At 59.2% G+C, this 12,227-nt stretch carries 13 protein-coding genes and 1 riboswitch; of the genes, 7 read left to right on the forward strand and 6 right to left on the reverse strand.

Going from position 1 to position 12,227, the window contains the following annotated elements; translation table 11 throughout:
* Positions 1 to 7 precede the first annotated feature (7 nt).
* Together FTW19_RS12505 and uvrA are read right to left on the reverse strand one after the other, a co-directional pair.
* Complete coding sequence (locus FTW19_RS12505) at positions 8 to 898, reverse strand: CPBP family intramembrane glutamic endopeptidase (RefSeq protein ID WP_147647936.1); 891 nt, start codon at positions 896 to 898, stop codon at positions 8 to 10.
* Positions 895 to 3,714 (reverse strand): excinuclease ABC subunit UvrA, encoded by a 2,820-nt coding sequence (gene uvrA / locus FTW19_RS12510; RefSeq protein ID WP_147647937.1) that lies wholly within the window; start codon positions 3,712 to 3,714, stop codon positions 895 to 897. Before uvrA ends, FTW19_RS12505 begins: the two co-directional genes overlap by 4 nt.
* Positions 3,715 to 3,918: 204 nt before the next feature.
* Between uvrA and FTW19_RS12515 the strand changes: the two genes are divergently transcribed.
* On the forward strand, positions 3,919 to 4,083 hold the full coding sequence (locus tag FTW19_RS12515; protein WP_246153714.1) for a hypothetical protein: 165 nt from the start codon (positions 3,919 to 3,921) through the stop codon (positions 4,081 to 4,083).
* Positions 4,084 to 4,273: 190 nt separating this feature from the next.
* Here FTW19_RS12515 and FTW19_RS12520 read toward each other — a convergent pair whose 3' ends face one another.
* Positions 4,274 to 5,014, reverse strand: a complete 741-nt coding sequence (locus tag FTW19_RS12520; RefSeq protein ID WP_147647939.1) for a hypothetical protein — start codon at positions 5,012 to 5,014, stop codon at positions 4,274 to 4,276.
* Between the two features lie 122 nt (positions 5,015 to 5,136).
* Here FTW19_RS12520 and FTW19_RS12525 point away from each other — a divergent pair, with 122 nt between their 5' ends.
* The 3 genes from FTW19_RS12525 to FTW19_RS12535 are packed head-to-tail and all read left to right on the forward strand — an operon-like array spanning position 5,137 to position 7,287.
* Positions 5,137 to 6,138: a hypothetical protein gene (locus FTW19_RS12525; protein ID WP_147647940.1), complete on the forward strand. Its 1,002-nt coding sequence runs from the start codon at positions 5,137 to 5,139 to the stop codon at positions 6,136 to 6,138.
* Positions 6,139 to 6,187: 49 nt separating this feature from the next.
* Entirely contained in the window at positions 6,188 to 6,838 is a 651-nt protein-coding gene (locus FTW19_RS12530; RefSeq protein ID WP_147647941.1) for a nitroreductase family protein, read from the forward strand.
* Positions 6,835 to 7,287, forward strand: a complete 453-nt coding sequence (locus tag FTW19_RS12535; protein WP_147647942.1) for an NUDIX hydrolase — start codon at positions 6,835 to 6,837, stop codon at positions 7,285 to 7,287. Before FTW19_RS12530 ends, FTW19_RS12535 begins: the two co-directional genes overlap by 4 nt.
* Here the strand turns inward: FTW19_RS12535 and FTW19_RS12540 are convergent.
* Positions 7,271 to 7,801, reverse strand: coding sequence for a molybdopterin-dependent oxidoreductase (locus tag FTW19_RS12540; protein ID WP_147647943.1), 531 nt, complete (start codon positions 7,799 to 7,801; stop codon positions 7,271 to 7,273). The two genes, FTW19_RS12535 and FTW19_RS12540, sit on opposite strands and share 17 nt — an antisense overlap.
* 42 nt (positions 7,802 to 7,843) lie before the next feature.
* On the opposite strand from FTW19_RS12540, the gene nuoI reads away from it, so the two are divergent.
* Together nuoI and FTW19_RS12550 are read left to right on the forward strand one after the other, a co-directional pair.
* On the forward strand, positions 7,844 to 8,347 hold the full coding sequence (gene nuoI / locus FTW19_RS12545) for an NADH-quinone oxidoreductase subunit NuoI (RefSeq protein ID WP_147647944.1): 504 nt from the start codon (positions 7,844 to 7,846) through the stop codon (positions 8,345 to 8,347).
* Positions 8,348 to 8,421: 74 nt separating this feature from the next.
* A complete protein-coding gene (locus FTW19_RS12550; protein WP_246153715.1) occupies positions 8,422 to 8,742 on the forward strand; it encodes a hypothetical protein in 321 nt (106 codons plus the stop codon).
* Positions 8,743 to 8,783: 41 nt separating this feature from the next.
* On the opposite strand, the gene FTW19_RS12555 is transcribed toward FTW19_RS12550, so the two are convergent.
* Positions 8,784 to 9,620, reverse strand: a complete 837-nt coding sequence (locus tag FTW19_RS12555) for a winged helix-turn-helix domain-containing protein (RefSeq protein ID WP_147647946.1) — start codon at positions 9,618 to 9,620, stop codon at positions 8,784 to 8,786.
* A 430-nt stretch (positions 9,621 to 10,050) separates the two neighbouring features.
* Between FTW19_RS12555 and FTW19_RS12560 the strand changes: the two genes are divergently transcribed.
* Positions 10,051 to 10,386 (forward strand): hypothetical protein, encoded by a 336-nt coding sequence (locus tag FTW19_RS12560; protein WP_147647947.1) that lies wholly within the window; start codon positions 10,051 to 10,053, stop codon positions 10,384 to 10,386.
* A 37-nt stretch (positions 10,387 to 10,423) separates the two neighbouring features.
* Here the strand turns inward: FTW19_RS12560 and FTW19_RS12565 are convergent, their stop codons facing one another.
* On the reverse strand, positions 10,424 to 11,884 hold the full coding sequence (locus tag FTW19_RS12565; protein ID WP_147647948.1) for a peptidase M18: 1,461 nt from the start codon (positions 11,882 to 11,884) through the stop codon (positions 10,424 to 10,426).
* 140 nt (positions 11,885 to 12,024) lie between these two features.
* A riboswitch (SAM riboswitch) is annotated at positions 12,025 to 12,130 on the forward strand.
* Positions 12,131 to 12,227: the final 97 nt, after the last annotated feature.

Raw genomic sequence — 12,227 nt, forward strand, 5'->3', positions numbered from 1 at the left:
GTAGAACCTAGCGCTGTAGCTTCTCCAGATGCTGGTAACCGCCGGTAGCAATGAATGTCACCATGAAGAGCGTGGCGTTGTACGAAGCGTGTAGAAGCGTAGAGGCAGCCAGAGAGTTCAACCGCACGCGGACACTGGTGAGAACGCAACTAACGCAGAAGAGAAGAAACACCGCACCCCAGGTGTTAGCCAACTGAGAGGCATGCAGAGCAGCAAATCCGATGCTGGTAAAGATGCCCGAAAAGACCACCGCCTGCAGACTGACCGTGCTGCTCGATTCCCAGTGAGCGCGGGCGGCGTCCGAGTGTTCAAGCCGCAGCCAGTCGAAGGCGATGGCTACGCCAGGCAGGAAATAGCCGCGAAACATCATCTCTTCAAAGAACGGTGCGACAGTGGAGCCGAAGATCGTAATCAGCCATAGATCGGCACGATCTTTGAAGAAGGCATTCATCGGCGCAGTGTCCGGTACAGAGACGAAGCGCTCAGCAATTCCGGCTGCGATGGATAGGCCTACTCCGCCCGTGAGCAAGAGAAGCCAGTAACGGCGTACTGCCGCGAAGTTCCACTGCAGCACATCGAAGTAGGGCCGCTTCCAGAAGTGGGGGTAAAGAAAGAAACTCCACACTAAGGTGCCTAGATAGCCGACCCCCATGGCATAGACGGACATGCGAGGCAGACTCGCGATTTTCTCAAGGCTATCCTTCTGTAGCTTGCCGTCGTGGCTTCCAAGGACAGCTGACAGGACGAGGGTCGCGACTATCAGTAGGAGGAAGGCGGAAGCTGCAAAAGCAACGCCATAGCCGAGATGCGGCTGGCGGACCACCGGAAGCCGCTCTTGGAGAGCTTCTTCCAGGCGCCGGAAGTTCTCTTCCGCCCGGTCCTTGTCGATATCGTTCACTTCCTGGCCTTCTTTCCGGGTTTTGCCGCCGGTGCGAAGTAGCGCATGAGGAATCCCGCGGTATGTGATGCCTTCACCTTCGCGACGTCAGACGGTGTACCGGCAGCTACCACGGTGCCGCCGCCCGTACCGCCTTCAGGTCCCATATCGATGATCCAGTCCGCGTTGCGGATGACATCGAGATTGTGCTCGATGATCAGGACTGTATTGCCAAGGTCAGCAAGCCGGTGCAGCACCTCCAGCAGCTTGCGCACATCGTCGAAGTGTAGTCCTGTCGTCGGCTCATCGAGCATATACATCGTACGTCCGGTTTGCCGTTTTGACAGTTCGCGGGCCAGCTTCATACGTTGCGCCTCGCCGCCCGAAAGCGTCGTGGCGGACTGGCCCAGATGAATGTAGCCAAGGCCGACGTCAACCAGCGTCTGCAGCTTGGTTTTGACGTTGGGAATGTCTTCCAGGATGGGCAGCGCATCTTCAATCGCCAGGTCAAGGATGTCGGCGATGGAGTAGCCCTTGAACTTCACCGCCAACGTCTCCTGGTTGTAGCGGCGGCCGTTGCAGACCTCGCACTGTACATAGACGTCGGGCAGGAAGTTCATCTCGATGCGCCGCTGGCCGTCGCCCTGGCACGCCTCGCACCGGCCGCCTTGCACATTGAAGCTGAAACGGCCGGGCTTGTAGCCGCGCTCGCGTGACTCCGGCAGCATAGCGAAGAGATCGCGGATGGCGGTAAAGACGCCAGTGTACGTCGCCGGATTGGACCGTGGAGATCGCCCGATAGGGGACTGGTCGATCTGGATGACCTTATCGAACTCGTCGAAACCCTTGATCGACTTGTATGGCTCAGGCTCTTCGCGGCTGCCATAAAGCTTCTGCGCCAGGGCGCGGTAGAGCGTGTCATTGATCAGGGTCGACTTGCCCGAACCCGAGACGCCGGTCACCACCGTCATAATGCCGACCGGGACCTTCACGGTGACATCTTTCAGGTTGTGGCCCCGGGCGCCCTCCACTGCGACCCACTTGCCGGTCAGGGGGCGTGGCTCCGTGCGGGCGGAGATGGCGATCTGGTTCGACAGATAGAGACCGGTCAGCGAATGCGGGTCTTCCATCATTTGCTGCGGCGTGCCCTGCAGTAAGAGGTGTCCGCCGTTCTTGCCAGCTCCCGGACCGATGTCGATGACGTAGTCCGCCTTGCGGATGGTGTCTTCGTCGTGCTCGACGACCAGGACGGTATTGCCGATATCCCGCAGGCTTTCAAGTGCGGAGATCAGGCGCTGATTGTCGCGCTGGTGCAGGCCGATGGACGGCTCGTCCAGCACGTAAAGCACACCCCGCAGGCGCGAGCCGATCTGGGTCGCCAGGCGAATGCGCTGGCCCTCGCCGCCAGACAGAGTTGCAGCAGAACGATCCAGTGACAGATAACTGAGGCCGACGGCATTCAGGAACTCCAGCCGCTCAATGACCTCGCGCTGCAGGCGGTCGGCGATGATGCGTTCGCGGCCGGTGAAGTTGAAGTTACGCGCTGTATCGAGTGCCCCATCGAGTGAGAGTGAAGTGAACTCGGCGATGGATCGGCCATCGACTCGCACAGCGAGCGACTCCGGCCGCAGGCGGGCGCCCTTGCAGACGGGGCACATGCTCGCCGACATGTACTGCATCATGTACTCGCGATAGCCCTCGGACTTGGTCTCTTCCAGCGAGTCACGCAGGTAGGCCAGAATGCCGTGGAAGCCGGTGCGCCCGGTCTCGCCCTTCGGCGGGCCGTAGAGAAGCAGCTTCTGATGGGCGTCTGGCAGCGATTCGAAGGGCTTCTTCAGATCGATCTTGTATTTCTCGGCAGCCAACTTGATCAGCTTCAGCAGGTACTGCGAGGCCGATCCCGGCCCCATGGCGCCATCGAGCAGCGGTTTGGACCAGTCAGTGATGGTTTTAGCCGGGTCGAAATCGTAGATGGATCCCAAACCATGGCATTCGGGGCAGGCGCCGTAGGTGGAGTTGAAGCTGAAGCTGCGAGGTTCGAGCTTCGGGACGTTGATGCCGCACTCCGGGCAGGCCATGGAAGAGGAGTATAGGGTCTCGTCCATACCCGCTATCCCGATCAAAACAAGTCCGTTAGCCATCTGCAGGGCTTTTGCCACGGAGGCTTCCAGGCGCCGGGTGTCGGGTTTGCCGTCCGGTCCCAGCTTCAGGATGACGCGGTCGACGATGGCTTCCACCGTGTGGTTTTTGCGCTTTTCCAGGCGCATGCCCTCGGTAATTTCAGTGATCTCGCCGTCGATGCGGGCGCGGAAGCCTTGCTGGTCCAACGCCTCCAGCTCTTCGCGAAATTCTCCTTTACGGCCGCGGACGATGGGGGCAAAGACGGTAATGCGCTCTCCCGGCGAAAGAGCGACGATGCGCTCGACGATCTGGTCGGCGGACTGCCGGCTGATTGGGCGGCCGCACTGGGGGCAGTGGGGCTGGCCGACCGAGGCGTAAAGCAGGCGCAGGTAGTCGTAGATCTCGGTGATGGTGCCGACGGTGGAGCGGGGCGAGCGGGAGGTGGTCTTCTGCTCGATGGAGATGGCGGGGGACAGCCCCTCGATGGCGTCTACGTCCGGGCGCTCCATCTGGTCGAGGAACTGGCGGGCATAAGCCGAAAGGGTCTCGACGTAGCGCCGCTGGCCCTCGGCGTAGATGGTGTCGAAGGCAAGAGACGACTTTCCCGAACCAGAAAGCCCGGTTACGACCGTCAGAGTGTTCCGGGGAATAGAAACAGAGATGTTCTTCAGGTTGTGCTGACGGGCACCGCGGACCGTAATGTGAGTGATGCTCATAGCGCCGATTCGCGGGCAGGCCGCAAAACTCTAGAGTACATCCTCCGGTGGCCTGACATGTTCTGGGCCAGGCAACCCAGATTGGGAATACCGCGTATCTGAAGCATCAACAGCAGCTGCGACGTCAGGCTTGCACTGTAGCAATGTGTTGAAATAATAGAGACGCTGAAAAGCGCAATGTGCGCTCAGCGGGGAGTGGTCGTGGTGACATCAGTCGTAATTATCTGTGCGGTTCTGGCATCGCTGGCAGCAGGCGTTTTGCTGGCTTATGGCATTTGTCAGGCGTTGTTCGCCATCTTCCGTGTTCATGCGCGTTCGGTTGCGGCGACACGTGTCTCCGCGGCGCCGGCACGGACGATTGCCGGCTAGAGCATTTCCCTGTGGGTGTGATGTAGGGCTTCCGCATCTATGGGCGTTTTCCGCCAAAGAAAACGCCGCTGCACGTCCCCGTCAGGATACCCAGCAACAGGGAAAATGCTCTAAAAGATTTCGAAAAGTTTCTTTCAACAGGAAGAAGGGAGCCCAAGGGCTCCCTTCTTTTATTTCATTTCGGATTCAGCTATTTCGGGGTTTGCTGGCGCATCTGCATGAGCTGCTGCAGCAGCTGCTCCGGTGTCTTCACACCATTCGGTGTTTGTTGCTGTTGCGGCTGTTGAGTATTCGAGTCGGGAGTAGAGGAGTCCGATGGTTGCTGGGGCTGCTGTGCGCCATCTTGTTGTCCGGGTGGTTGCTGTGGGGGCTGCCCGTAGCCGGAGGGGCCTGGCTGGGGTCCCGGGCGTACGGCATCGGACCTGGGAATGACCGGCTCGTCCTCGTTTCCGGAGCGATCGGCAGCCGCCGAAAAGACGTTGGGAGGTGTTACCGTGCCTTGGCGGGTCGTCAGGGTCAGGTGCGCCGGAGCACTCGCTGTGGCCTCCTGGTAGAGCATGTTGCTTTTGGTGCCGTCGAGCAACTGGCGCAGAACCTCGCCGGCAGGCGCCGGGCCGTAGGTGCCGAAGACCCGCTCTTCGGTGACGCCTCCGGTGATGCTCATCCCGGTTTTGCGGGAGATCTCACGAAGAATCTGGTTCAGGCTGGAATTCTGGGTCTTTACCGTCAGGGTGCCATTGTCAGCGGTGATGGACGGTGGCTCCGCCGGCGGGACTGGTGTGGCCTGCGAAACGGGTGCTGGAGCCGGCGCAAGTGATGTTGGCGGCGTAGCCGGTAGCGTGGCAGGTGGATTCTGCTGTGCCTGCGCGGAGAGGGCAAGGGCGGCCAGAAGGACGAGAAAAACGCCGGGAACAGTAGGATTGCGCGGCATATACAGGGATTAGACGCTCATCGACTGCGAAACGGGCGCATTTCGCGTCTATTCCACTAGACTATCAATGCCGTGGGCTGGCTGGAGGCATTGGCCGAAAGATCCGCGGGCGGGGTTCCGAAATGAAGCGTTTGTCTACGCTGTTTGCTGTTCTGTTGGTCGCCGGTCCATTGACGGCGGAGACGTGCACGACCCAGTCTCAGATGCAGGCGGCCGAGCGCGACGGCATTGCCGCGGCGGCCCGTACGTTGGCAGCCGCTCTGCAGGCAAACGACGCCGCGTCGATCAAGACGCGCAGCAGTGCGGAGCTTGCGGGCAATTTCGCAGGAGTGGCGTCCCTGACCGGGGATACCGCCTCGAAATTGAAGGGTGCGGCGTTGGCCGTGGAGAGCGTATGGCTTCTTGACGCCACCTCACTGAAGCCGAATCCAGATGGCTCTGCGGCAACGGGACAGTTTTTCTGCACGCTGAACCAGAGTTCGGCGGAGACCGATTTCTCGATTGCAGGGCTGCCGGCGGGCAAGTATGCCTTCGCGATTGTCAATGCTACCGGTCCGAACCCATGGCGAATCAGTATGCTGCTGCGCGACGAGAGCGGATGGAAGCTTGCCGGCCTGTTTCCCAAGGCGGCAACCTCAGCCGGTAAGGATGGCCTGTACTACTGGACGACAGCGCGTTCGATGGCCAAACAGAACCAGCCGTGGAATGCGTGGTTGTACTATCAGCAGGCTGCCGCGCTGCTGCAGCCGGTAGGGTTTGTGAGTAGCAGCCATCTGGAGAAGCTGCAGACCGAGGCCTCGACCGCCGCGCCGCCGGTGCTGCAGAAAGGTGTTTCGGTGGACCAGCCGCTGGTACTGCGCGCGACCGATGGGACGGAGTACCGGATTACGGGCTTCGGTTTCGACGATAGCTCCAGCAAAGAGAAGGTGGATCTGGTCGTACATCTCAAAGTAGATACGGCCGGTGACGCCGCCGCGACCCGGAAACGAAACTCTGAGGCTGCGCGAACGCTCGTCCTCGCGTATCCTGAGCTTCGTTCAGCGTTTCATGGAGTCTGGGTATCATCGGAGTCGCCGGGGGCAAGCCCATTCGCCACCGAAGAGCCGATGGAAAACCTGCGCTGAGCAGTACGGGCCACGGCCACGTTTTTAGGGAGCAGAAGAACAGGAACGCATGAGCCGCGCCGAAATCAAATCACTCGCCCAGGCGATTCGTGAGCGTCGGGCAAGCCAGAGCTTTGATGGCGAGCCGATGCCGCAAGACGATCTGCGGAAGATTCTGGAAGCGGGGTTGCAGGCGCCCAGCAGCTACAACCTGCAGCCCTGGCGTTTCATCGTGGTGCAGCAGCCGGAGCAGAAGCGCCGCCTTCGCGGAGCATGCTTCAATCAGGCCAAGGTGGAAGAGGCCAGTGCGGTAATTGTCGCCTGCGGCGACGCTGATGCCTGGCGTAAGGATCTGGATGAGGTAATCAACTCCGGGCTTCGCGGCGGCATGTCCGAGAGCCTGGCCGCGGCATCGCGTGAGAGCATTCCGCACTACTTCGCCGAGTTCAACTCAGACCAGATGCATGGCTGGCTGAACAAGCAGGTGATGGTGGCCTTCACGCACATGCTGCTGATGGCCGAGGTGCTGGGCTACGATACGGCTCCGATGGAAGGCTTTGAGCAGGATAAGGTGCATGAGGTGCTGCGCCTGCCCATGAGTTACTGGGTGGTTGCCGTTCTGGCGCTTGGAAAGATGCAGGGGCCTGACAAGTTCAATGGCGGCCGTTTCCCGTTCTCGCATACCGTCTTCTGCGAAGAGTTCGGCAAACCGCTGAAATGAGCGACACACGTGAGTACCCCAGCGCTCCAGTCGTTGGGGTAGGGGCTATCGTCTTTCAGGACGACAAGGTCTTGCTGGTGCGGCGCGGACGCGAACCGCTCAAAGGCGAGTGGTCGTTGCCTGGCGGCCGGCTGGAGCTGGGAGAGCACCTGGAAGCTGCGGTCGTCCGCGAGGTCAAGGAAGAGACCGGGCTGGACGTCAGTGTCGTGCGGCATGCGGAGACACTGGAACGGATCTTCCGTGAAGAAGAACGTGTCCGGTACCACTACGTTCTGGTGGACTTCCTCTGCGAGGTCACAGGAGGCGAACTGCTCTGCGGAGATGACGCCGCAGACGCGGCCTGGTTTCCCGTGGACGCTGTTCTACAAAGCGAGATCGCGGTTGCGCAGTTCACCCTTGAGGTTTTGAATCGTGTCTGGGACCGTGCTCGGGCTACTCGACAGCCTTGACGGTGATGGCGGTTAGATTCCGCACCCAGCGGGCGGGCCGCTTCTCTTCCGTGGAGACCAGCTTGAAGGCTCCGTCAGCGGCAATCGGCTTCCCGTCGATCTGGTCAGCGACCAGGACATCGCCGGTGTGGTTGGCGGGATCTACTTCCGCCAGGGAATAGAGCACGCGATAGTGGTCTGTGCCCTCGGCGATGACTCCCAACAGGTAGAGTTTGCCGCGGAGCTTCTCTCCAGTAGGCGCGTCAACCTGCTTCAGCAGGTCCGTGAGAGGAACACCGGTGTAGGTTTCCTTCGCCTTGCTGTGCTCGTTGAAGACCTCTACAGACTTGTGCGGCATGGCTTTCAGGTCTTCCGGCGACACCTTCAGGACCTTGCCGGTTGGGCCGGTCACGGTAAGTGAGGTAGAGGGAGCGGCTGCTTCGTGCGCGTGGGCCGTCGCAGGCTGCTGCGCGGTCTGAGCAAAGGCGGGCGAGACGATGAAAACGCAGGCGAGAGCAAGGATGGCTGGGCGCATGGCGAATACCAGCGTAACCCCCGTGTGGCATATACTCAAACTATGTCCATCGTCAGCAACGTCGCCGCGATTGCCAAAGGCATGAGCATCACCTTCAAGGAAATGCTGCAGCCCACCGAGGTAGAAAACTACCCCGACGGTCCCGGACCGATGCGCGGTGCTCAGTTCCAGGAGCGCTTCCGCGGCAAGCACCAGTTGCAGCGCGACGAGAACGGTCTGGAGAAGTGCGTGGCATGCTTCCTGTGCGCGGCAGCCTGCCCCTCCAACTGCATCTTTATCGAAGCGGCGGACAACACGGAGCAAAAGCGCATCAGCTCTTCGGAGCGGTACGCCAAGGTCTACAACATCGACTACAACCGTTGCATCTTCTGCGGGTACTGCGTTGAGGCCTGCCCAACGGACGCAATTACTCATGGTCATGGCTTTGAACTTGCCAGCCTGAACGCCACCACTCTTGTGATGCGTAAGGAAGATCTGCTGGTGCCGATGCCGGCGCTTCCCGCTCATACTGGATCCTCAGAAGAGAAGTCCGAAGTCCTGGCCTGACGCTTCTATTGCGAAAGGCCTCCCTTATGGATTCACCCCAGCGGAAAACTATCCTGCATGTCTGCAGGCGAGACATGCTGCGTCCCCTGCGCGATCAGATCCTGCGCCTCTCAGGCTATGAGGTGGATTCGTTCATGAGCGTGGACGAGGGACGTTCGAGCTTCTGGCAGAAGCAATATGACCTCGTCTTGATCGATGTGGAAGGGGAGCGGGGTGTGCCCGAGGCTGAAGCGCTCTGTGCTGAGCTCAGAGCGGCGCAGCCTGAACAGCTTATAGCCTTCGTCTGCAACTGGCGCGTGGCCATGATGACGGATTGCCCCGATGAGATTCTGCGCATGGAATTCGATCCGGCCAGCTTCGTCGAAGGTGTGAAAGAGATCGTTAAGCCGGAATAGGGCACAACAATGTTGAAGCCCTATACAGTTGGCCCTTCTATTCACTCACGTATCTGACCGGCTCCCATCAAAACCAACGAACGCTGTGCAAACGGGGAGTACACCAAAAAGCTCATACAAGCCAAGGCGAGTCCGTCGTTGATGTGATGAAGCAATAGAAAAGGGGAGAGCGTCCACAGAAGATCGCCAGCCAGTGAGAGCCACCACAGTCTCAGGAACCGCTGTAGAAAATGAGGTGGGCGGAAGAGAGTTGCACAGAGCAAAAAGGTTCGTACCGGAATGAGGAGAACGGCGCTCAGGATAAGCACGCGCAAGATCAACTGCGCATGAGGAAGTGGAGCAATGAGTTCCTGAATCTCGCCGAGGTTCGCTAACGCTCCGATATAGAAGCTGAGATACATCAGTTGGAACAGGATGAAGAAGGCCTGGACCAGCGGAGGAGAACTTCGAGGCAGATCTTCGGAGGAGGTAAGGATTCGGCTCGTTACCTGTTCCTGGGTGCTCGGAGTCGGTTGGGATGGAAGAGTTATGGGGTGGTCCTCGAACTCCTCTACTGATGCAATGAACCGGTAGCCTCGCTTGGCAAGTGTTTCGATAAAGCGCGGATTGGATGCTCTATCTCCAAGCGCATCCCGCAGGCGATTCATTGCGGAGTTGACGCCGTGCTCATAGTCGACAAATGTGTCCTCCGGCCATAGCCGGCGAGCGATTTCATCGCGGGTGACAGTCTCACCTGGGCGCTCAAGTAACAACAGCAGCGCCTGGAATGGCTGAGCATGTAAGCGGATGCGGAGCCCTTTCCGGCGAAGTTCACCGGATATCGGGTCCGCCTCGAAGATGCCAAAACGGTATATCTTGCTCGGCCCGCGTTCGTTCATCGTTGTTCCTCAGTGTACAAAGCGGCTACACGAACAGGCGCGAGTATTTGAGATCCTCTTGTAAATGACTTATTTCTAATGACTTGTTCCGTGATGATCAATTCTTGGAGAAGTGAGAAGCATTGTATTGTGCCAAAAGTTCAACAACTGGCAGGGTGCATTCATGCGCAATTTCAGCCGGTACTTTTTGAAGGCCGTCCTCATGTCCGTTTTCTGCCTGCCACTTTTCGAAGCTGAGGCTCAGGTGGCTCTGCCGCAAGAGCCAACACCTAATCTCTCCTCGACACCTCCGCGTCAGGTACCAGCGGTGTACCATCCAAACTCATCCGCATCCTATTGGGGACGCGCTGGAGTTATATGCGGGTTAGGAGCCAGCAGCTCTAGCGTTGGAACAAAACCAACGGCTGGCTGTGGCGTGGGATTCACAATATTGCCTATTCCCTTGCCGGTCTGGGCCGAGGTCGGCGTTATGGGGCCACAGGCCAACCGCAGCAATTACTCCGGCTATGTAAGTGTCGATGAGGAAATTCCCTTGTTATGGAAGAATCACACCTATTTGCCGTTCGCCACAATTGGATACAGTCGGCTCTTTGAGACCGGCCATGCCCTGGACTACGGCGTGGCCTTGGCGCTTCCACGATTCGTACTTAAGGGAGATGACACTGAGAGCATGCGAATCGAGCTGAAGGACTACTGGACCTTCGCCAATCCGACGCAACACAATGTCATGCTTCGAGTTGGTTTCATGATGCCGGTACAGGACTAAGTATTTGCGGCACGCGATAGATTGCGAAGGATGCCCTCTACTCCATCCCGTAGAAGGCTCCGAAGAACTTATAGATGGACCAGTGGTCTACCTTTGAGCTCATCTCGTAGGTAGCATGCATGCTGAGCAGAGGAATGCCTACGTCCAGCACTTCCATATTTCGCGCCGAGAGGAAGCCTCCAATCGTGCCTCCTCCGCCAACTTCGACACGAGGTGTCTGCGTCTGCCAGGTGATGTTGTTCTTGTCGAGTAGAGCGATGATGCGGGCAGTGAACTCCGCGTTCGGATCGAAGCCGGCGCCGTAACGCTTGATGGTCACACCATAGCCGACGATCGCTGCGTTCGAAGCTTCAGAATTGCCTGGAAAGAGGGGATTCACGCCGTCATTGCAGTCGGCTGAGAGCACGGCGGCATTGCGCAGCGCGTGGCGGACGTCGAGTGCTGAAGCGCCTTTCTTCTGCGCGTCCATCAGCTCGGTAAAGACCGTGTCGAGGAACTGCGAGTTGGCGCCGGTGTTGTTGATAGAGCCAACCTCTTCGAAGTTAGTGACGTAGACCATCGCCGTCTTCTTTGGTGTGCCTTTCAGGTCGAAGATACTGCGTGAGGCCGCATAGCTGAGCGCCTTGTCATCCTGACCCCAGCTTCCGGTCAAGCCATTATCGATACCGACGTCGGCCGGCTGTGTTGCGGGAACAAGCTCCAGCTCAGCAGCGACCAGGTCCTCGTCCTTGATGTTGAACTTTGCACGGAGGGCCGCCATCACCTGGTCGGCAACGGAGTTCTTCTCGCTGGGAATCGAACCGGCCACCGGATTCATCTCTTCCCCTGCGAGGACGGTGGTGTAGGTGCGGGTGCGGAGCAGCGAGTCGGAGTGAGGCGCGGCATCGGCGATCACGAAGACAGGATCGCCGGGAGCAAAGCCGATATTCACCTGCAGGTGCCGGCCGTCGGTGGTGTCGATGCGGCCGACCAACGCCAGCGGAAGATTCGACCACTGGTACTTCTTGATGCCGCCGTAGAGTGTAGTCTTCAGCAGCGCAACCGAACCCGGAGCTCCGACAACCGGACGCGACTTCAGGTTCAGGTGCGGAGAGTCCTGGTGGGTTGCGACGATGCGTGTTCCTGTCTCCACGGAATCGGAGCCGATGACGGCAAAGACGACGGCGCGGTCGCGATTGTCGAAGATGAGTTTGGCTCCCGGTTTGATCTGCGAGGGAGAAGTGAACTCGGTGAACCCTGCCGCCTTGGCCAGACTGAGGAACTCCGCGGTCGAGAGGCCGGCGCTTTTGGCGTGCCGAAGGTAGTCCTTGTAGGGTTCCGCAAAGGCGAAGACGTCGGACTTCTGCTGCGGCGTTAGCGTGAGCCAAACGGACTTGGAGGCGACCTTGCCGTCCGGGTTCAACGGGGTCTCCTGTGCGGCGAGGGGAAGCGTAGCTGAGGACGCAAGAGCAACGGAGAGGGCCGTGAAGGCGGTGGTGCGGACCAGGAATTTCAGCATGGCGGAAGAATAAACCGAAAAGGGCGGTTTTCTTGCAATTCAATGCACTTAGCCGCCGTTGAGTGCTGCCATGGCTTGTCTGGAGCCGTATGGCGTGGTACAAACAATACATTCAAGCGAACCCGCAAGGGTAAGCGCGAATTTCATGAAGAGTGGTTGAGGGACGAGCCCTGTGACACCACGACAACCGGACAGAACAAAGGCGTACCGGTGTCAACTCTCTCCTGGCGACAGGGAACATGAGATTCGGAGTAGGAAAGTTGCAAGTTCCCACCCCGCGCCTCCTCGTTCCCGAGTTAAGGGCGCCATCCAAGAGAGACGGTCATAGGTAAAGCCCTCCGCC

The sequence above is a fragment of the Terriglobus albidus genome (genome assembly GCF_008000815.1).
GTDB lineage: Bacteria > Acidobacteriota > Terriglobia > Terriglobales > Acidobacteriaceae > Terriglobus > Terriglobus albidus_A.

What these genes read in the sequence shown, in the direction of transcription:
- FTW19_RS12555 (WP_147647946.1), bottom strand. Translation starts at nt 9,620, where the DNA reads ATGAACGAACGCGGGCCGAGCAAGATATACCGTTTTGGCATCTTCGAG.
- FTW19_RS12540 (WP_147647943.1), bottom strand. Translation starts at nt 7,801, where the DNA reads ATGCGCCCAGCCATCCTTGCTCTCGCCTGCGTTTTCATCGTCTCGCCC.
- FTW19_RS12530 (WP_147647941.1), top strand. Translation starts at nt 6,188, where the DNA reads ATGAGCCGCGCCGAAATCAAATCACTCGCCCAGGCGATTCGTGAGCGT.
- FTW19_RS12535 (WP_147647942.1), top strand. Translation starts at nt 6,835, where the DNA reads ATGAGCGACACACGTGAGTACCCCAGCGCTCCAGTCGTTGGGGTAGGG.
- FTW19_RS12520 (WP_147647939.1), bottom strand. Translation starts at nt 5,014, where the DNA reads ATGCCGCGCAATCCTACTGTTCCCGGCGTTTTTCTCGTCCTTCTGGCC.
- FTW19_RS12550 (WP_246153715.1), top strand. Translation starts at nt 8,422, where the DNA reads ATGCTGCGTCCCCTGCGCGATCAGATCCTGCGCCTCTCAGGCTATGAG.
- FTW19_RS12525 (WP_147647940.1), top strand. Translation starts at nt 5,137, where the DNA reads ATGAAGCGTTTGTCTACGCTGTTTGCTGTTCTGTTGGTCGCCGGTCCA.
- FTW19_RS12565 (WP_147647948.1), bottom strand. Translation starts at nt 11,884, where the DNA reads ATGCTGAAATTCCTGGTCCGCACCACCGCCTTCACGGCCCTCTCCGTT.
- nuoI (WP_147647944.1), top strand. Translation starts at nt 7,844, where the DNA reads ATGTCCATCGTCAGCAACGTCGCCGCGATTGCCAAAGGCATGAGCATC.
- uvrA (WP_147647937.1), bottom strand. Translation starts at nt 3,714, where the DNA reads ATGAGCATCACTCACATTACGGTCCGCGGTGCCCGTCAGCACAACCTG.